Raw genomic sequence first — 19,680 nt, forward strand, 5'->3', positions numbered from 1 at the left:
ATTGACTCAGAAGAAGAAAGTAGCGGTACTATGACGTTCCTGGTTGGAGACATTGGTGGCACAAACACACGCTTGGCACTGGCTGACGCCAACGGCGTGCAGATTGATAGCGTGATGCGCGCCTCCAATGATGACTACGACAGCTTTGACGCCGTGCTTGCTGCTTATCTTGAAAAAACCACCCCCGGCGAGCTCGCCGGGGTGTGCATCGCCATCGCCGGTCCTGTGCATTCCGGCGAAGGCGAACTCACCAACCGCGATTGGTCCCTCAGCGTGGAAAACCTGCGCAACCAAACCGGCGCGCCCCATGCTGAACTGATTAACGATCTCTCCGCTCTGGGCTATGCGCTGGCGCGCATCTCCACCGATCCGGTCTGCGGCAACAAACACGAGCCCACCAATGGCCAGGCGCTGGTCGCTGGCATGGGCACAGGCTTCAACGTCAGCCCGACCCGCCGCAACGCGCGCGGTGGCCTGACCGCCATGGAGGCCGAACTTGGCCACGCCGAACTGCCCTACTCTGTGGGAAAACTGCTGCGCGACGAACTTGGCAACGGCGCAGACGTCTTTATCACCTATGAGGACTGCTTCTGCGGCCGTGGTTTGGAACGCCTGCACCAGGTGGTCAGCGGTCAGCGCAAAGGCGGCAAGGACATTGTTGACGGCTTTGCCAACGGCTGCACAGACGCAACCCGCACCGTGCGCCTCTTTGCCCGCGCCTTGGGCCGCCTGACCCAAGCCATGATCCTGCAATACATGCCGCGCGAAGGTGTGGCCTTTGCCGGCTCTGCGTCCCGCGGCGTGCTGACCTCAGCCGCTTTGCCTGATTTTATGGCAGAACTCACCCGCGACGCCCATGGCATCGTGGACCCGGAAACCTTCCCGATCAGCCTGATCACCGATGACGCTGCCGCGCTCCAAGGCTGTGTGCAATACCTGGAACAAACCTCCTAAGCCGCCGCCGGGTTCACCTCGTAGGCCTTCAACGCCTGCCAAAACGCCTCCTGCGCCTCGGTCACATTCTCAGTCTTGCGTACTGCACAGATATTCCATGTGATCGGCGCGCGGGTTGGCACGTCCTTAAGCCGCCCCAGCGCGCGCATCTCATCAAAAGTCTCGGCCACGGCGCCAACAACAAACCCATCCTCGGCCGCCAGCTGCGTCAGGAAGTGGTAATCGTCGCACTCCACCTGCGGCAGGGCTTTCACTATCGCTTCCGCCTCTGCGTCCCCGCCCAGCGCCTTGATCAAGGTTGCCCGCCAGTGCTTGTGTAAATGTGGCGAGGCAAAGGGGTAAGAAAACACCTGCTTAAGCGTCACCACCCCCAGATCATGGATTGGATGCTCTGGCCGCGCCACAAACATCACCGGTCGTTTGGCAATCATCATGATCTCGACATTGTCCGCCTCCGGCGTATGGGTCAAATCGCCGATAAACATGTCGATCTCCCCCGCCTGCATCCGCTCCAGCGGCGCAATCCGCGCACTCACATCCAATTGAAACCGCAAATTCGGATGCGCCGTCATCACGTCCCGCAGCACGGGCTGGATCAACGCCCGCGGCACCAACGGCCCGCAGCCAACCCGCAGCTGTCGCCCCTCGCCAGAGCGCAACAACTCCAGCTGACGCGCAAACAGCCCCAGCTCCTGCTCCAGCTTACGTGCCAGCGGCAAAAACTCCTGCCCTGCGCGGGTCAATCGACAGTTGTTGCGACTGCGATGAAACAGCCCCATCCCGGCCTGCTCTTCCGCCTGCTGGATGTAACGCGATAAGGAGGCATTAGAGACCCCCATCCGGCGTGCAGCATCTTGAAAACTATTGGTTTCTGCCAAATGGAAAAACGCTTCCAGCGACGTTTCAGTGAGCATATTTCGCCTCAATTTCAATTCTTGAGCATAAACTTTCAAAACCTGAAACCAATGTAAACCTCCGTTGCCACATCTTTGCACACAACCTTACTTTGCAGCAGGTAACTGGACCTGTTTGAAAACGCGCAAGTAATTAGGATGTGATTTCGTGTCAAAACTCCCTGCAATGATGGTGTCGATGACAACAACCATCGCGGCCCTGGGTTTCGCTGCTCAAGGCGCCCTCGCTGAAACCGAGCAACCCAATATTCTGGTGATCATGGCGGATGACGTCGGATGGGCCAGCCTCGGCAGCTACCATCAAGGCGTGAAAAGCATCGAGACACCAAATCTCGACCAACTCGCCGCCGAAGGCGCGCGCTTTACCGATTACTACGCCCAACCCAGCTGCACCGCAGGCCGCTCCGCCTTCATCACCGGGCAGTTTCCGGTCCGCACCGGCATGCACACCGTGGGCTTGCCCGGCGATCCTGTGGGCCTGAACGAAAATGACCCGACTCTGGCCAACATGCTCAAGGGGCTGGGCTACACCACCGGCCAATTTGGCAAAAACCACCTTGGAGACCTGAACAAATTCCTGCCCACAAACAAGGGTTTTGATGAATATTGGGGCTGGCTCTACCACCTCAACGCCATGGAATACACCACCGACCCGGATTGGCCGGATGATCCCGAATTCAACAACCAGTTTGGCCCGCGCAACATCATTCACAGCTACGCCACCGACACCGTGGACGAGACGGTTGATCCGCGCTGGGGTCTGGTTGGCAAACAGCGCATCGAAGACGACGGCGAAGCCCCGCCCGAACGTCAAAAAACACTCGACGACGAAGTCACCACTCACACCCTGGACTTCATCGACCGCGCCGTGGACGCAGACACGCCATTCTTTGTCTGGATGGCCCCTGCCCGCGCCCATGTCTGGACTCATCTGAGCCCGGAATATGAAGCTTTGCTCGGGGATGGGCGTGGGCTTCAAGACGTGGTCATGAAGGAACTGGACGACAACGTCGGCAAGGTGCTCGCGCATCTCAATGACCGTGGGATCAGCGACAACACCATTGTGTTGTTCACCTCCGACAACGGTCCGGAAACCATGACCTGGCCCGATGGCGGCACCACGCCGTTCCATGGCGAGAAAGGCACCACATGGGAAGGCGGCTTCCGCGTGCCTGCCGTGGTGCGCTGGCCCGGCCAGATCGCTGAAGGTCAGGTCCTAAACGGCATCTTTGACGCTATGGATTGGATGCCTACCTTGGTTGCCGCCGCCGGCGGACCAGAGGACCTGCCCTCTGCCATGCTGGAGGGCCATGAAGGCTACAAGGTGCACTTGGACGGCTACAATCAGCTCTCCTACCTGCGCGGCGAAACAGGCAGCAACCGCAAGGAAATCATCTACTACGAAGGCACCGATCTTCAGGCCGTGCGCTACAACGACTGGAAAGCCCACTTTGTGATCCAAGAGAAAGGCTGGGCCGGCCCCAAAGAAGAACTGAACGCTCCGCTGCTCTTCAACCTGCGCCGCGATCCATATGAGAAAGCGGCGGAGGAATCCGGCATGTACACCCGCTGGATGGGCAACAAGATGTGGGCCTTTGGACCAGCCGCGCGTTTGGTACAAAAGCACCTGACCACCTTTGCAGACTTCCCGCCACGCGGAAAAGCCGTCGGCAACGAGGAACACGTCAAAGAACAGGTCGCAAGTGAAGGTGGCATGTCCCAGTAGAGGCATATTGGGACACCCTCTCCCGCCTCCTACTCTGCCATCCCAAAGGCGCGGCCCCTCGGCTGCGCCTTTTTTTTGCGCCCAGCCCAACCTGAAAGCGACTTGCCATCCCGAGCCACAGGCCTTAGTGGATCAGCATGTTATGTTATAACATGATTCCTGAGTGAAAATTGGAAACCCTATGCAAAACACCGTTCTCAAACACCTCACCGCTCTCTCCATTGGGGCGCTGGTCGCATTTTCATCCCAGGCAGTGGCGCAATCCGCCACAACCGACACAAAATCCAAAGACCACAAGCACGCGCACAAGCATGACCACAAAAAGGCCGAACCAAAGCTAATCGACGAGACCAAGGTACAAGCCCGCGCCCTGTCCGACTGGGAAAACGACTGGCAGTCTGTCTACCCCTTCCTGCAGGACGGCACGCTTGATCCGGTGCTGGAGCACAAAGCCGAAAGCGGCAAAAAAACCGCCGAAGAATACCGCGCCTATTACACCACCGGTTTCAAAACCGACGTAGATCGCATTCAAATCTCCGGCGACACCGTGGCTTTCTTCAAAGACGGCAAACCAGTGCAAGGCAGCTACCAAGCAGACGGCTATGAAATCCTGACATACAAATCCGGCAATCAGGGCATCCGCTTCGTTTATGAAAAATCCGGCGGTGACGCCGCCGCGCCGCAGTTCATCCAGTTCAGCGACCACGAAATGGTGCCCACCAAGGTTGACCACTTTCATCTCTACTGGGGCAACGACCGCACTGCCTTGCTGGAAGAAGTCACCAACTGGCCAACCTATTTCCCCGCCGCCTGGAGCGGTGCGGACATTGTGAAGAACATGACCAGCCACTGACTGGATTAATCCGCCCAATACAAAAAGGCCCCCACCATCTCTGGTGGGGGCCGCTCTACAGGATCCAAGGTCCTTAGTGCTTGAACCGCTTGATCTCACCGCTTTCAAGCTTGGCCACATAGGCCTGCATCTCGCGTTTCACCACAGGCGCCAGGAAATAGAGACCCAGGATGTTAGGCACACAGATCAGGAAGACCAATGCGTCGGAAATATCCAGGATCGGACCCAACTGCACAACACAGCCCAAGGCCACAAATGCGCAGAAGATCAGTTTGTAGACCGTCTGCAGCGTTTGATCTTCGCCAAACAGATAGGTCCATCCCTTCAGCCCGTAGTAAGACCAGGAGATCATGGTTGAGAAGGCAAAGAGCAGAGCCCCAAAGGCCAGAGGCACCGGGAACCAGCCAATCTGCCGCTCAAACGCCGCTGAGGTCATGGCAACGCCCGTTGCCTCGCCCGCAAAGTTGGGATCAGCCACTTGGCTTGTGCCAATCACGAGCGCGGTGATGGTGCAGATCACAATGGTATCGATGAACGGTTCGAGCAAAGACACATAGCCTTCTGTCACCGGCTCATCTGTCCGCACCGCCGCATGGGCAATAGACGCGGACCCGATGCCCGCTTCGTTGGAGAACACCGCCCGCTGGAAGCCAATGATCAACGCGCCCAAGGCCCCGCCGGTCACGCCTTCACCGGTGAAAGCGCCGGAGAAAATGTTGCCAATCGCCTCCGGAATCGAGCTGAAATTCATCAGGATCACGATGATCGCAAACACGCAGTAGAAGACAGCCATAAACGGCACAACTTTTTCGGTCACTCGGGCGATGGACTTGATCCCGCCAATGATGACCGCAAAAACAACCCCTGCAAGGATCAGGCCAACCAACCAACCGTAGCCATCCAAGGCACCACCTGCGACGGTGTTCAATTGCACATAGGCCTGGTTGGATTGGAACATATTCCCAATGCCCAGAGCACCGATAAAAATACCAATCGCATAGAACGTGCCCATGAACTTGCCAAAGCCCACCATGCCGCGTTCTTCAAACCCTTTGGTCAGATAGTACATCGGGCCACCCGATACGGATCCATCCGGGTTCTCGTTGCGGTATTTCACGCCAAGTGTACATTCCACAAACTTGGTGGACATGCCCAGAAAACCCGCGACAATCAGCCAAAACGTCGCCCCGGCGCCGCCCACGGTCACCGCAACCGCAACCCCGCCGATGTTACCGATGCCCACTGTGCCGGACACAGCTGTGGCGAGCGCCTGAAAATGTGACACTTCCCCGGCGCTGTTGGGGTCCGCATAGTCCCCCCGGACAAGCGCAATCGCGTGTTTGAAGCCACGCAGGTTGATGAAGCCCATATAGAAGGTGAAAAACACGGCTCCCACGACCAACCACAGCACAACAAGCGGAAGATTGGCCCCGGCAACCGGGATCTTGAAAAACACCACAGTGCCAATAAACGAGGCAATAGGTGCCGTAAAATTGTTGATGGTTTCGTCAATACCAGCATGTGCTGACCCAGCGATCGAAAGCGCTGCAAACAGAAAAAACAGGATGCGAGTCATGATGCTCCTCCGGAAACTTAAAGTCAAAATCAAGGAACGACGACAACCGGCACAGGCGCGGTCTGGATCAGGTTGCCTGCGACGCTGCCAAACAGGAGCGACTTCAATCCGCTGTGGCCCCGGCGGCCGATCAAAATCTGAGCCGCACCGATGTCTTTGGCAATTTCAATCAGTGTCTCCGCTGGATGACCATGGCGCACGATGCCGTCACACGTCAGCCCCTCCTCTTCGAGCCGTTTCAAGGTAGGCGCTACAATCTCGCTATTGGCCCGTTCAATTTCGGTTTCTCGGCGCTTATGGCGCGTGGCGTTTTCCTCGGCTGAACTAAAGGAATAGGGCGACCATTCGATCACATAGGCGACCATAACTTTGGCCCCGCCTTGCTTCGCTCTGGAGATGGCATGATCCAGCGCACGGTCAGACCCGTCACTCCCATCCACCGCCAAAAGTACAACATTTTCCATTATTTACTCCCTACTGAACATACATTTAGGCGTGTCGATCTTGTGCCGTTCCCGCCTAAATTGACCGACCCTAGGTCAAGCCGACACCGCCCAATAGGGCCAGTTTTTTCAACAAATGAGTCCTGTTTTCAAAACGCACCTAAGAGTTGCCCATAAAACGCTGAAGATCCGCCCCAAAGAGGAACCGCCTCCAGGCGGATTTCGTGAGGCCACATCCTTCATGGAAGCCAGGAATTTCACAACGTCGCAGACCACTTACAGTCCTCACCCAGTCGCGCTGCCCCACCAAAGATCCGCGGAGTTCAACACCCCGCCAGCAATCAAATGTTGCCGCTTTGTTCTGAGCCTAGTAAGTATTGAAATCACACACTGCCCAATTCATTTTCAACCAGCCTCTCGTCTTCAAGGCCTTCCCATGACCAAAATCGATTTCAAGAAAATCCTCAAACATCTCTACGTGCCCTCCACCAAAGACTTCTCCCTTGTCGAAGTCCCGGACATGACCTTTGTAAAAATCGACGGGCACGGCGCCCCGGGCAACGACGCCTATCAACACGCCCTATCCTGGCTCTACCCGGTCAGCTATGGGCTGAAATTCTACTCCAAACAGACCTTAGCCAAAGACTACGTTGTTCCGCCGCTCGAAGGCCTCTGGTGGGCCGACGATATGACCGCCTATACGGACGATCGCCGCGAAGAATGGCACTGGACCATGATGATCATGCTGCCGGATTGGCTCGATGACGAGGCCTTCGTCGCTAGCGTCAAGAAGGCATCCAACAAACTCGGTGATCCTCCCGCCTCCCTGCGCCGCGAAGTCTTGCACGAGGGCCTTTGCGCCCAGATCCTGCACATTGGTCCCTACAGCGAAGAAGGCCCCACCATCGCCAAGATGCACAAGGAATTTCTCCCGCAAAACGGCCTGACAGAAAACGGCCATCACCATGAGATCTACCTTGGCGACCCACGCAAAACCGCCCCAGAAAAACTGCGCACCGTCCTGCGCCAGCCGGTGCGTAAGCTATAAAGTAAAAAGGCGCGACCTCCGCCGCGCCTGTTTCATAGAGATGCGTTTTACGTCGGCCACGAACTTAAATCAGCTCACCAGTCAAAACACGCGTCAGATAGCTTTCGAAAAGCTCGCTTGCCTCCTCAAACGCGGTTTCTGGAAACACTTTCCAAGTATCGTTTTCACCCCAGGACTTTAGTGCATTTATCATGATACGCAGTTCTCGAGGGCTCTCGTGATCCTTTTGTGTGTAAAAGAAATGACACATCACTTTGGTGTTTTGATTGCGGTACGAAATATAGTCGTTCACCAATGTCTCGCCCTTGATGACGTCGCCACCAACTTTGACCTTTGTCTTGTGCCCATTGGCCGAGAAATCAAAGCGGCCTGTCAGATCGGCAAGATAGGTTTCCAACTTTTTCTGGCTGTCCCGATTGATCGCACCAAAAGTCTTATTGGCGACACTTGGGTACCGCAACCGCATCTGTTTGGTGATAGCTTCAATCAGGTCTTCACGATGCGTGTCCGTGACATCTGGGTGTTTCTCGGTGTTCTCAAAGGCGTTCTGCAGCTGCTGAACTGTCATATCGCCTGCAGTCACCCGGCTCAGCAAAATAGCAACTTGCTGGTCAATTTTTGAGTCTGTCATACTTGGCAGCCCTTAATTCTTGTTGTCTTGTTGATTTCTGAGAAGCTTGAAGGCGAGCTCTATGTCCCGCGCGATCCGATCAGAGAGTTGCGCCACTGAAAGCCCCGTCTTGGCTTCATCCATGCCGATATCGACGTATTGATATACAACGTCTGGTCTGTAGAAACACATTTCACCGCGCATTTTTGAGCTGACCCAGGTCTCGTCCACATAGAACCCTTTGGCATTTTGCGCATCCCGCTCAACGCGACGCCCAAACAACCACTCACCGCCGCCCCGCTTATCCAGCGTCTCCCAAGTAAGCTGAACCTTTTCTGCTCGGTCCATCTTTTTTGCAAAAATGGGTTGCAGCGGAGGTCCCGCGATCAGACGCCGATACTGTGTCCCCTGAACCTGAATTTCAAAGCGCATGCCCGCCTTTTCCGGTTGCGCAAGACAAGGCTCAAAGGTCACACACGGCGTATTGTTAAACAACGCCGACCAGGCCTTCACATGATCCCCGCCGGCCTCCTTCCCTCCATCTTTTATCAAGGGTACCGAGAACTCAGACCGTATTTTCTCAGAAACCCTAGTCCGCATGTCATCTAGGAAAACGGCCGCTTGATATTTTTGGAGTGTCTGAGCAAAACCGATTGTCTCTAGGGTCTCTTCATTAGATGAAGAAAACCAATAATCCGCGTCTTTAATCTTTTTATGACTGAAACAGGACTCCGCGACCGACGACAGATGGCAAATCATTGACACATAATCCGCAATGTATTGGACATGTTCTTGCGCCACTTTCGCCAGTTTCGCCCATTTACCAAGTTTCTTAGCCAATTCACGATACAGCAAAGTCTTCCAAGAAGTAGCGAATGCATTCGGGTCAAACGCTGGAGCAACAAGGGTGAGCAGTACCCGTCGTCGTGTGTCGGGAAACTTAGTGTTGTAACGCTCCAACTGCTGTTGGTCCGGGCAGCTCTTGACCTTGTTCTCAACAATGAGCACTGGGGTCGGCTCGCCTCTTGCGCGCACCACCAGATCCAGGTTCTGCTCTTCGCGCGTGATCTCATAGACCTTTTCGGGCAAGTCAAAAACAGCTGACAATGCAGAGGGATATTGGGTGAACAGCCAATACAAAAAGTCAGAATGAAACAGTTCGCGAGACCCCAGCGACATCCGCTGCATTGGTGCCTGTTTCAACCACGTGATCGCGTCCTCTAGCTCACTCATAATCCACCTAATTCATTTCTGGAACGCCCCCTTAAAACAGTTTAATGAGGCAACGCAAGCAACTTAAGATTGCATCAACGCTTCACCAAAATGCGAAAGCTCCCAAGACGCAAAAAGGCGCGACCTCCGCCGCGCCCTCTTCCTTCATCTCACCAAAAATCACTTCAGATCAAAGCGATCCGCATTAATGACCTTGCACCATGCGGCGACAAAGTCCTGCGCCAACTTTGCCGCGCCGTCAGTCTGACCATAAACTTCGGCCAGCGCCCGCAGCTGTGAGTTAGAGCCAAACACCAGATCCACCCGGGTCGCCGTCCACTTCACGTCGCCGCTGGCTCGATCCTTACCCTCATAGACGCCATCCCCAGCCTCAGCCCAGGTGGTGCCCATGTCCAGCACGTTCACGAAGAAGTCGTTGGTCAGCTGCCCAACCCGATCCGTGAACACACCATGTGCGCTGCCGCCATGGTTGGCGCCAAGCACCCGCAGGCCACCCACCAGCGCCGTCATCTCCGGCGCGGTCAGTGTGAGCAACTGCGCCTTATCCACCAGCATCTCTTCTGGCGAAACGGTGAACTGCGATTTGGCGTAGTTGCGGAAGCCGTCGGCCTGCGGCTCCAGCATGCCCACGCTCTCCACGTCGGTCATCTCTTGCGTTGCATCGCCACGGCCCAGCGTCACCGGCACGGACACATCATGCCCAGCATCCAGCGCTGCTTTTTCTACCGCTGCCGCACCACCGATCACAATCAGGTCTGCGAGGCTCACGCGCTTGCCAAAGTCTGCCTTCACGCCTTCCAGTGCCAACAACACCCGCGCCAGCTCCAGCGGCTCATTGGCCGCCCAGTCTTTCTGCGGCGCCAGCGCAACCCGCGCGCCATTGGCCCCGCCCCGCATGTCACTGCCACGGAAGGTGGACGCCGACGCCCAGGCGGTTTTCACCAGATCGCTCACCGACAGACCAGAGGCCATAACCGCCGCCTTCAGCGCCGCCACATCATCCTCTGACAAATCCGTCTCAGACGCCGGAACGACATCCTGCCAGATCAGCTCTTCGCTCGGCACCTCTTCGCCAAGATAACGCGCCCGTGGCCCCATATCGCGGTGAGTCAGCTTGAACCACGCCCGCGCAAAAGCATCCTGGAACTCGTCAGGGTTTTCGTGGAACCGTTTGGAAATTGGGCCATAAATCGGGTCCATGCGCATCGCCATATCGGCGGTGGTCATCATGGTTTTGACCTTATGGCTTGCGTCATGTGCCGCTGGCGCCATGTCCTCTTCGGTCACTCCAACCGGCTCCCAAATCCAGGCCCCTGCAGGGCTCTTGGTCAGGTTCCAGTCATAACCAAACAGCAGGTCAAAATAGCCGTTGTCCCACTGGGTTGGGTTTGCTGTCCACGCGCCTTCGATGCCCGACGTCGTGGTGTCACCGCCGTGGCCAGTGCCATGCGCGTTGATCCAACCAAGCCCCATTTCTTTAATGCCAGCGGCCTCTGGTTCCGGACCCACAAGACTTGGATCGCCCGCCCCATGCGCCTTGCCAAAGGTGTGACCGCCAGCAACCAGCGCAACAGTTTCCTCGTCGTTCATCGCCATGCGGGCAAAGGTGTCCCGAATATCTCGCCCTGAGGCCAGAATGTCCGGCTGTCCATCTGGCCCTTCCGGGTTCACATAGATCAATCCCATCTGAACCGCCGCCAGGGGGTTCTCAAGATCACGATCACCGGAGTAGCGCGAGTTCTCACCACCCGACTCTTCCAGCCACTCGGTCTCTGCGCCCCAATAAACATCCTCTTCCGGCTCCCAAACATCCGGGCGACCACCGGCAAAGCCAAAGGTCTTACCTCCCATGCTCTCAATCGCCGCATTGCCCGCGAGGATATAGAGATCCGCCCAGCTGATGGAGTTGCCGTACTTCTGTTTGATCGGCCACAACAGCCGCCGCGCCTTGTCGAGGTTGCCGTTGTCCGGCCAGGAGTTCAGCGGCGCAAACCGCTGCTGCCCGGTGCCACCACCGCCGCGACCATCTGCTGTCCGGTAGGTCCCGGCCGAGTGCCAGGCCATGCGGATGAACAATCCGCCATAGTGGCCGTAGTCCGCTGGCCACCACTCCTGGCTATCCGTCATCAGTGCATAAAGGTCTTCCTTGAGCGCCTTAAAGTCCAGCTTGGCAAACTCTTCGGCATAATCAAAATCCTGCCCCATAGGATCGGATTTTGACGAATTCTGGTGCAAAATCCGCAGGTTCAATTGGTTCGGCCACCAATCTCGATTGCCCCGTGCCTGCTGCGTCACCGCGCCATGCATCACCGGGCAGCCACCTGATTTCATGTCTCCGTCCATGTTGTTCTCCTGTCGATTGATGGGTCACATTCTGTCTGGAACCATTCTAAGCACAGGATTTTCATTTAACGAAGTTGCATTTTCCAATCGCATTGATAACTTCAAGCTATGGATAATCTCACACTGCGCCAACTCCGCTACTTTGACGCGCTTGCCGAACACGGCCACTTTGGTCGCGCAGCGGATGTATGTTCCATCTCCCAGCCCGCCTTATCCGTGCAAATCAAGGAGTTGGAGGAAAGCTTTGGCGCGCCTTTGCTTGAGCGCACCACCCGCCGCGTGCGCCTCACATCTTTTGGCGAAGACGTGCTTGTGCGCGTACGCGAAATCCTGCGCAGCGTGGATGAACTGGGCGACATGGCCCGCGCCGCCCAATCCGGTCTCAGCGGGCGTTTGCGCCTTGGGGTGATTCCCACCATCGCGCCCTATTTGCTGCCTGCGCTGTTGCGGCAGGTGAAAACCACCTTCCCCGACATGTCCCTGATGGTGCGCGAAACCATGACCGCCAACCTTTTGGCAGAGCTGCACGCAGGCCGCATCGACACCGCGATTGTTGCCCTGCCCGTCTCCGAGCCATCCTTCACCGAAGTTCCACTTTGGTCCGAAGAGTTTGTCCTGGTGCGCCCGGACACCGAGGCGACAGCGCCGGTCCCCGCGCCGGATACGCTGGAAAGAGAACGCTTGCTCCTGCTTGAGGAAGGCCACTGTTTCCGCGATCAGGCTCTGTCGTTTTGCTCACTTCCCTCGGCCCGACCGCACGAAGGACTGGACGGCTCCTCTCTTTCCACTCTGGTACAGATGGTTGGCGCAGGTCTGGGTGTCACAGTGATTCCTGAAATGGCCATTCCGGTCGACACCCCAGCCGCAGCCGTGAACGTGGCGCGATTTGCCGGCGCACAGCCCGCCCGCACCATCGGCATGATCTGGCGCAAGAGCAGCCCACTGGCCACGCAACTGCAAGAATTGGCCGATGTGGTGCGGACTGTGGGAGAATCACTCTAGCGCAACGCACGGCCCGTTAAGGGGCATAGAGCCTCAAAACTCTGCACCTCCGCAAAACAGCCGTGATACTGACGCAATACAGACGTGAAAAATCCATGGTTAATGCCCCTGATTTCCACCGCAACACTCATTCCTTGGTGACGTCGTGCAGATAGATCCAGTCAAACTGACCCATCATCTTCTTAGGCGCCAATGTAGACGCCATACGAATCCCCATATGTGCCGCCATACGCAGCGGCCCATTGCTCAGGTGATACTTCCAGGCATTCTTGCTGGCCGTGTCCACCACCTTGGTCACACGCTGCTTACGCCGGTCCTGATACGCCGCCAGACCACCTTCAAAATCTTCCGCCTTTTCAAGGGCATCGCCAAGCACCCAAGCATCCTCCATCGCCATCACAGCACCCTGCGCCATAAACGGTAACGTGGGATGCGCCGCATCCCCCAATAACGCACAATGGCCCTTGTGCCAGACTGGCGCCACTGGATGCCGGAACAGCCCCCATTTGCGCACATCACTGACTTCCGCCAGCATCCGCCGCACACCGCCGCCAAAATCCCTGAATGTTTTCTGTAGGTTGGCGGGGTCATCCGGGATATGCCAACCTTCTTCCGCCCAGCCCACCTGCTCTTGCACAGCCACGATATTGACCAGTTCACCACCACGCAGCGGATAACTCACCACATGGCGTTTCGGCCCCATATGCACTTGTACCACGTCCGGATGCGCCATCGTATTAGGCACCGTCGCGCGCCACGCCGTCTGCCGCGTGAAAAACGGCGCCACAGTGCCATTGAGTACCGGCCGCATTTTGGAATGCAGCCCATCTGCGCCCACAATCAGATCCGCCGTCATCTCAGCGCCATTGGCCATAATCACTATTGGCCGGTCGCCAGGCACAACTGTGTCAACCTGCTGAAGCAAAAGCACTTTAATGCCTGCATCTCGCACCGCTTGCGCCAGCACGTCAATCAAATCCGCCCGATGTACAAAGTAGTATTCCGTTGGCCGCAGCGGATCATTTTCAGAAATCAGCCCAAGGTCGAGCCGACTCACCAACCGCCCGGCAGCATAGTCGCGCAGCTCCACCGCATCGGCCCGCACAGCACGTTTTTTCAACGCATCATCCACGCCCAATGCCTTGAGCACCGCCATACCATTCGGGCTGATCTGCAAACCTGCACCAACTTCTTTGATGGCCTCGGCTTGCTCGAGCACGTGCACATTTGCCCCACGTTGGTGCAGCGCAAGTGCCGCGGTCAACCCACCAATCCCGGCACCAATAATGGTGATCTTTTTACCTTGCAAATCCATAGCTTAACCCTAAAGAAAAAACGCCGAAGCAACAGCCCCGGCGTCTTTGTTTTCTGGTCCAAACCCTGCGATTTACCGTCACAGGGCAGATCAAACTTAGTCGTCGCGATGCACTTTTTCGCGGCGCTCGTGACGTTCTTGCGCTTCAAGGCTCATGGTGGCGATTGGACGGGCGTCCAGACGTTTGAGCGAAATAGGCTCTCCCGTCACTTCGCAGTACCCATATTCGCCTTCGTCGATCCGACGAATAGCACTGTCGATTTTTGCGACCAATTTGCGCTGGCGATCCCGGGTGCGAAGCTCAAGCGCGCGATCAGTCTCCTCACTGGCGCGGTCGGCAACGTCCGGAATATTGCGGGTGCCGTCTTGCAGACCCTCGATCGTGTCGCGGGTGTCCGCAAGCAAATCCTCTTTCCAGCTCAATAGTTTACGTCGAAAGTATTCAACCTGCCGTTCATTCATGAACGGCTCATCTTCTGCGGGACGATAGTCGTCGGGCAGGAAAGTTTCGGCTTTCATTTCTGCTCCCTCATCGCGGTTCACGTCCATCGTGGAATTCAAGTCAGACATGTAACCCCCCTTCTCTCCGTGCCAGCCAATACTCCCTTGGCTGGGGAATGTCACTACCTGTTAACCGCACATTGCGGACAAAATATGTTCACGATAGGGTGCGCGCCGAAATAGGCGAACCGGCGGAGAAATTTTATGCAGTTTTCGGGCACCAAAGACTATGTGGCCACCGATGACCTGACCGTGGCGGTCAACGCCGCTGTAGCACTCGAACGACCGCTCCTGGTGAAGGGCGAACCAGGCACTGGCAAAACCGAATTGGCCATGCAGGTGGCCCGCGGTCTGGGCCTGAAAATGATCGAGTGGAATGTGAAATCCACCACCAAGGCACAGCAGGGTCTCTACGAGTATGACGCGGTTTCTCGCTTGCGCGATAGCCAACTGGGCGACGAACGCGTGCATGATATTAGCAACTACATCAAACGCGGAAAGCTCTGGGAAGCCTTTGATTCCGATGAAAAAGTTGTCCTTTTGATTGACGAGATCGACAAGGCGGACATCGAGTTCCCCAACGACCTGCTGCAGGAACTCGATAAGATGGAGTTCCACGTCTACGAGACTGGTGAAACCGTCAAAGCCAAGCACCGCCCGATCATCATCATTACGTCGAACAACGAAAAAGAGCTGCCCGACGCCTTCTTGCGTCGCTGCTTTTTCCACTACATCCGCTTCCCGGAAATGGCGACGCTGAAGAAGATTGTCGAGGTTCATCACCCTGGCATCAAAGAAGCACTTTTGACCACGGCACTGACGCAGTTCTTCGAAATTCGCGACACCGCTGGTTTGAAGAAAAAACCATCAACCTCTGAGGTGATTGACTGGCTGAAGTTGCTGTTGGCGGAAGATTTGTCGCCGGAAGATCTCAAACGCGACGGTGCCAACGCCCTGCCCAAGCTGCACGGCGCCCTGCTCAAAAACGAACAGGACGTGCATCTGTTTGAGCGACTCGCCTTTATGGCCCGCTCCGGGCGCTGAGCTTATCACCAAATTTTTGATGGCCCACACCAATGTGGGTCATTCAATTTCACCAGACACACCGCAATCTTGCCCAAGTCTTTGCGCATGTTACGATCCAATTAAGGCCTGATTTCGTAGAAGGAATCGGCATCCAACCGGAGTCCGACCACCCATGTCCCAGCCTGACGTCCTGATCCGCCCGCTAACCGAAGCCGACCACGCAGAGTGGCGCCGCCTCTGGACCGACTATATCACCTTCTATGAAAGCACCGTGTCGGAGGAGGTCTACGCCTCTACCTTTGCCCGGCTTCTGGGCGATGATCCGCAGGACTACTCCTGCCTTGTGGCAGAACTCAACGGCAAACTCATCGGCCTGACCCACTACCTGTTCCACCGCCACGCCTGGAAAGTTGAAAACGTTTGCTATTTGCAAGACCTTTACGCCGATCCGGAGGTACGCGGCACCGGTGTGGGCCGCAAACTGATTGAAGCTGTGTATCAGGCAGCTGATGACGCCGGTGCGCCAAGCGTGTATTGGATGACCCAAGAATTTAACACCAACGCCCGCAAGCTGTATGATCGCATTGGGCAGTTGTCCCCGTTTATTAAGTATCAAAGGCCCTGATTTTGCGCTCTTTTCTGTCCTCACTGATCCCTCTGGCTTTTGCCGTGGCGGCTTGCACGCCCATCGGTGGCAACGGCGTGCCAACCCGCGCCGCAGTGAGCGACACCACCTTGCCACCGGTCAAGGCTTTCTCCACCCCGCGCCCTATCCCACCGAACCGCTCCAACCGCGACATAGCCCGCGACTTTCTGGATTTGAGTTTTGAGCTAGAAAGCGGCCGCAGCCTTGAGCGCCTCACCCGTTTTGAAGGCCCAATCACCGTGCGCGTCACCGGCGCGCCGCCGACGGGGATGATGCCGGACCTCAAAGCGCTGCTGCAACGCCTGCGCAACGAGGCGCGTATCGACATCTCGCTGACGCAATCGTCTTCCGCGAATATCACCATTCAGGCCGTCTCGCGCCGCGAAATCCGCAAAGCCCTGCCACAGGCCGCCTGTTTTGTGGTGCCCAATATCTCCGCTCTGTCGCAGTATCGCTCTGCCCGGCGCAGCGGTGCCGCCAACTGGGCGCTTCTGGAAAACCGCGACAAAATTGCGATCTTCCTGCCCAACGACACCAGCCCACAAGAAACCCGTGATTGTCTGCACGAAGAACTGGCGCAGGCCTTGGGCCCCCTAAACGACCTCTACCGCCTGCCTGACAGCGTATTTAACGACGACAACATCCACGCCGTCCTCACCGGCTTTGATATGACCATCCTGAGGGCCTACTACGACCCAACCCTGCGCAACGGCATGACCCGCGGCGAGGTCGCCTCCCGCCTGCCGTCGATCCTGTCGCGCATCAATCCTCGTGGTGATCAACTTTCCAGCAATCCGCTGCCGGAAACCCCACGTGCCTGGATCAACGCCGTACAAACGGCCCTAGGTCCTGGTACCTCACCCGCCAACCGCCGCGCCGCCGCCCGACAAGCGCTTGTGATTGCACAAAACAATGGCTGGCAAGATCACCGCCTCGGCTTTGCCCATTACGCTTTGGGCCGGCTGTTACAGTCACAAGATATCGCCGCCGCGCACACCCATTTCAAAGCTGCCGACCGCGCCTACCGATCCGCAGAACGCTTCGGCCCGCACCGCGCGTTTGTCGCCACGCAGCTCTCAGCTTACGCGATCAGCGCCGGACAAAGCCGCGAGGCTCTCACCATTCTCAACCCGCAAATTGCCCCGGCTGGCCAATTTGAAAACGCCGCCCTCTTGTCCACCCTCATGCTGCTGCAAGCAGAAGCGCTGGAGATGGAAGGCAAGTTTGAGGATGCCGGCGCCCTGCGGCTGGACAGTCTTGGCTGGGCACGCTACGGCTTCGGCCCGGACTGGGCCGTGCGCGCCAAACTGCGCGAGATCACGGCGCTCAGCCCGGTCAAAGGGAGATCATAAGACACCATGTTTGTACTTCTCGGCGCTGTGCTAGGCGCGATCATCGGTGGCACATTGGCCAAGAAACGCGGCGGCAAAGGTGCCGACATCCTGCAATATGGCTTTGTCTACGCTATGATTTTTGCGATCATCGGCCTGTTTATCACGCTGATCATCCACCGTATGGCGCTCTGACCCATGTTCCTGCCCTTCTTTGAAAACCTGCGTGACGCCCGTGTGCCGGTGTCTCTGCGCGAGTTTCTTGGCTTTCTCGAAGGGCTGAAGGCAGGGCTGGCCACATACGATGTAGAGAGCTTCTACTACCTCGCCCGCACCATCATGGTGAAAGATGAGCGCAACATCGACAAGTTTGACCGCGCCTTTGCGGCCACCTTTGACGGCTTGGGCGAAATCTCTGCCCAAGACGTGCTGGACGCTGTCGACATCCCCGAAGAATGGCTGCGCAAGATGGCCGAAAAGCACCTTTCTGCAGAAGAGATGGCCGAAATCGAAGCGTTGGGTGGCTTCGACAAACTGATGGAGACCCTACAGGAGCGCCTCAAAGACCAGGAAGGCCGCCATCAGGGAGGCAACAAGTGGATTGGCACCGCTGGCACCTCGCCGTTTGGCGCCTATGGCTATAACCCCGAAGGCGTGCGCATTGGCCAAAAAGAAAGCCGCCACCAACGCGCGGCGAAAGTCTGGGACAAACGCGAATTCAAAAACTTTGACGGTTCCGTGGAACTGGGCACCCGCAACATCAAAGTGGCCCTCAAACGCCTGCGCCGCTGGGCTCGCGAAGGCGCGGCCGAAGAGCTGGATCTAAATGGCACCATCAAGGCCACCGCTGAGCACGGCTACCTCGATGTCAAAACCCGCCCCGAGCGCCACAACGCCGTGAAAGTGCTGCTATTTCTCGATGTGGGCGGCTCGATGGATCCGCATATCAAAGTGGTTGAAGAACTGTTCTCTGCCGCCCGAACAGAATTCAAACACCTCGAATACTACTACTTTCACAATTGCCTCTACGAAGGTGTGTGGCGCGACAACAAACGCCGCTGGAATGACCAGACGCCAACCCACGAAGTGCTGCGCACCTATGGGCCGGACTACAAATGCATCTTTGTTGGCGACGCTTCCATGTCGCCTTATGAAATCGCCTACCCAGGAGGGGCCAATGAGCATTGGAACCAAGAGGCCGGCCAGGTCTGGCTGGAACGTGCCCGTGACCAATGGACGTCAAACCTTTGGATCAACCCTTTGCCGGAACAACATTGGCAATACACCCATTCCATCGGCATGATCCGCGACATCTTTGAAAACCGGATGGTGCCAATGACCCTCGAAGGTCTGGAACGCGGCATGCGGGAATTGACACGCTGACGTGAGCACGGGTTGAAGCCATCCACGGCTTGGCTCATATCTCTACCATGATCAAACTGATGCCGATCCTCATCGCCGTGGTCTACGGCCTGCTGATGATGCGTTTTTCCGCGTGGCGCACGGCGCGTGAGCTTGATGCCAAGTCTACAGAATTGGCCGATCCCCGCCTCAATCCCCTGATCAAAGACATGGCCAAAGCCCTCGATCTGCCGCGCATCCGGGTGCACATCTATGAAATTGAACCGGTCAATGGCCTCGCCGCCCCGGATGGCCGCATCTTCCTGACCCGTGGGTTCTACAACCGCTACCGCGCCGGCGATGTGACCGCCGAAGAACTCGCCTCCGTTGTAGCGCATGAGTTGGGCCACGTAGCCTTAGGCCACTCCCGCCGCCGCATGATCGACTTCTCCGGCCAAAACGCCCTGCGCACGGCACTCGCGATGGTGCTCAACCGCTTCCTGCCCGGCATCGGCCCTCTGGTGGCCAACACCGCCACCAGCCTGCTCTCTGCGCGCCTATCACGCGGTGATGAATATGAAGCGGACGAATACGCCGCAGCCCTTCTGGTGAAATCCGGTATCGGCACTGCGCCACAAAAAGCGCTGTTTGAAAAACTCACGAATTTGACCGGCGCCCATGGGGCCAGCACGCCGGCCTGGCTGCTCAGCCACCCCAAAACCCAAGAGCGCATTCAAGCCATCGAAAAGCTCGAACGCAAATGGGGCATCACCAAAACCTAAGCGCGTCTTATTGCCCAAAATATCCTGGGGAGTCAC

The 19,680-nt window shown here is 57.0% G+C and carries 19 protein-coding genes; 11 read left to right on the forward strand and 8 right to left on the reverse strand.

Annotated features, from left to right (window positions below):
- The first annotated feature begins 30 nt into the window (after window positions 1-30).
- Window positions 31-954, forward strand: coding sequence for an ROK family protein (locus tag JXR15_RS06395; protein WP_422052407.1), 924 nt, complete (start codon window positions 31-33; stop codon window positions 952-954).
- Here the strand turns inward: JXR15_RS06395 and JXR15_RS06400 are convergent.
- Window positions 951-1,868, reverse strand: coding sequence for a LysR substrate-binding domain-containing protein (locus JXR15_RS06400; protein WP_422052408.1), 918 nt, complete (start codon window positions 1,866-1,868; stop codon window positions 951-953). The genes JXR15_RS06395 and JXR15_RS06400 overlap by 4 nt on opposite strands.
- Window positions 1,869-2,016: 148 nt before the next feature.
- Between JXR15_RS06400 and JXR15_RS06405 the strand changes: the two genes are divergently transcribed.
- Window positions 2,017-3,594: an arylsulfatase gene (locus JXR15_RS06405; protein WP_422052409.1), complete on the forward strand. Its 1,578-nt coding sequence runs from the start codon at window positions 2,017-2,019 to the stop codon at window positions 3,592-3,594.
- 181 nt (window positions 3,595-3,775) lie between these two features.
- Window positions 3,776-4,447, forward strand: coding sequence for a metal-binding protein ZinT (locus JXR15_RS06410; protein ID WP_422052410.1), 672 nt, complete (start codon window positions 3,776-3,778; stop codon window positions 4,445-4,447).
- Between the two features lie 73 nt (window positions 4,448-4,520).
- On the opposite strand, the gene JXR15_RS06415 is transcribed toward JXR15_RS06410, so the two are convergent.
- Together JXR15_RS06415 and JXR15_RS06420 are read right to left on the reverse strand one after the other, a co-directional pair.
- On the reverse strand, window positions 4,521-6,023 hold the full coding sequence (locus tag JXR15_RS06415; RefSeq protein ID WP_422052411.1) for an alanine/glycine:cation symporter family protein: 1,503 nt from the start codon (window positions 6,021-6,023) through the stop codon (window positions 4,521-4,523).
- Window positions 6,024-6,052: 29 nt separating this feature from the next.
- The gene (locus JXR15_RS06420) at window positions 6,053-6,487 is read right to left on the reverse strand and encodes a universal stress protein (protein ID WP_422052412.1); all 435 of its coding nucleotides are present in this window, start codon (window positions 6,485-6,487) and stop codon (window positions 6,053-6,055) included.
- Window positions 6,488-6,902: 415 nt separating this feature from the next.
- Here JXR15_RS06420 and JXR15_RS06425 point away from each other — a divergent pair, with 415 nt between their 5' ends.
- Window positions 6,903-7,514 (forward strand): GyrI-like domain-containing protein, encoded by a 612-nt coding sequence (locus tag JXR15_RS06425; RefSeq protein WP_422052413.1) that lies wholly within the window; start codon window positions 6,903-6,905, stop codon window positions 7,512-7,514.
- A gap of 64 nt (window positions 7,515-7,578) precedes the next feature.
- Here JXR15_RS06425 and JXR15_RS06430 read toward each other — a convergent pair whose 3' ends face one another.
- From JXR15_RS06430 to katG, 3 genes are all read right to left on the reverse strand, one after another.
- Window positions 7,579-8,145, reverse strand: coding sequence for a hypothetical protein (locus tag JXR15_RS06430; RefSeq protein ID WP_422052414.1), 567 nt, complete (start codon window positions 8,143-8,145; stop codon window positions 7,579-7,581).
- Between the two features lie 12 nt (window positions 8,146-8,157).
- Complete coding sequence (locus JXR15_RS06435; RefSeq protein ID WP_422052415.1) at window positions 8,158-9,357, reverse strand: hypothetical protein; 1,200 nt, start codon at window positions 9,355-9,357, stop codon at window positions 8,158-8,160.
- A gap of 159 nt (window positions 9,358-9,516) precedes the next feature.
- Window positions 9,517-11,700 carry a catalase/peroxidase HPI gene (katG, locus tag JXR15_RS06440; protein WP_422052416.1) on the reverse strand — a complete coding sequence of 728 codons (2,184 nt, stop codon included), beginning with the start codon at window positions 11,698-11,700 and terminating at the stop codon, window positions 9,517-9,519.
- 108 nt (window positions 11,701-11,808) lie between these two features.
- Here katG and JXR15_RS06445 point away from each other — a divergent pair, with 108 nt between their 5' ends.
- Window positions 11,809-12,702 carry a LysR substrate-binding domain-containing protein gene (locus JXR15_RS06445; protein ID WP_422052417.1) on the forward strand — a complete coding sequence of 298 codons (894 nt, stop codon included), beginning with the start codon at window positions 11,809-11,811 and terminating at the stop codon, window positions 12,700-12,702.
- Between the two features lie 127 nt (window positions 12,703-12,829).
- Here the strand turns inward: JXR15_RS06445 and JXR15_RS06450 are convergent, their stop codons facing one another.
- Both JXR15_RS06450 and dksA read right to left on the reverse strand, forming a co-directional pair.
- Window positions 12,830-14,017, reverse strand: coding sequence for an FAD-dependent monooxygenase (locus JXR15_RS06450; RefSeq protein ID WP_422052418.1), 1,188 nt, complete (start codon window positions 14,015-14,017; stop codon window positions 12,830-12,832).
- A gap of 96 nt (window positions 14,018-14,113) precedes the next feature.
- Complete coding sequence (dksA, locus tag JXR15_RS06455; RefSeq protein ID WP_422052814.1) at window positions 14,114-14,536, reverse strand: RNA polymerase-binding protein DksA; 423 nt, start codon at window positions 14,534-14,536, stop codon at window positions 14,114-14,116.
- Between the two features lie 186 nt (window positions 14,537-14,722).
- Here dksA and JXR15_RS06460 point away from each other — a divergent pair, with 186 nt between their 5' ends.
- The 6 genes from JXR15_RS06460 (at window position 14,723) to JXR15_RS06485 (ending at window position 19,644) form a co-directional block, all read left to right on the forward strand.
- Complete coding sequence (locus JXR15_RS06460; RefSeq protein ID WP_422052419.1) at window positions 14,723-15,562, forward strand: AAA family ATPase; 840 nt, start codon at window positions 14,723-14,725, stop codon at window positions 15,560-15,562.
- A 154-nt stretch (window positions 15,563-15,716) separates the two neighbouring features.
- Complete coding sequence (locus tag JXR15_RS06465) at window positions 15,717-16,169, forward strand: GNAT family N-acetyltransferase (protein WP_422052420.1); 453 nt, start codon at window positions 15,717-15,719, stop codon at window positions 16,167-16,169.
- A gap of 2 nt (window positions 16,170-16,171) precedes the next feature.
- On the forward strand, window positions 16,172-17,542 hold the full coding sequence (locus JXR15_RS06470; RefSeq protein ID WP_422052421.1) for a DUF2927 domain-containing protein: 1,371 nt from the start codon (window positions 16,172-16,174) through the stop codon (window positions 17,540-17,542).
- Window positions 17,543-17,548: 6 nt separating this feature from the next.
- A complete protein-coding gene (locus tag JXR15_RS06475) occupies window positions 17,549-17,716 on the forward strand; it encodes a hypothetical protein (protein ID WP_422052422.1) in 168 nt (55 codons plus the stop codon).
- Window positions 17,717-17,719: 3 nt separating this feature from the next.
- Window positions 17,720-18,904 carry a vWA domain-containing protein gene (locus JXR15_RS06480; RefSeq protein ID WP_422052423.1) on the forward strand — a complete coding sequence of 395 codons (1,185 nt, stop codon included), beginning with the start codon at window positions 17,720-17,722 and terminating at the stop codon, window positions 18,902-18,904.
- Window positions 18,905-18,951: 47 nt separating this feature from the next.
- Complete coding sequence (locus JXR15_RS06485) at window positions 18,952-19,644, forward strand: M48 family metallopeptidase (protein ID WP_422052424.1); 693 nt, start codon at window positions 18,952-18,954, stop codon at window positions 19,642-19,644.
- The last annotated feature ends 36 nt before the right edge of the window (window positions 19,645-19,680 follow it).

The sequence above is a fragment of the Shimia sp. genome (genome assembly GCF_049116215.1).
Lineage (GTDB): Bacteria > Pseudomonadota > Alphaproteobacteria > Rhodobacterales > Rhodobacteraceae > Shimia.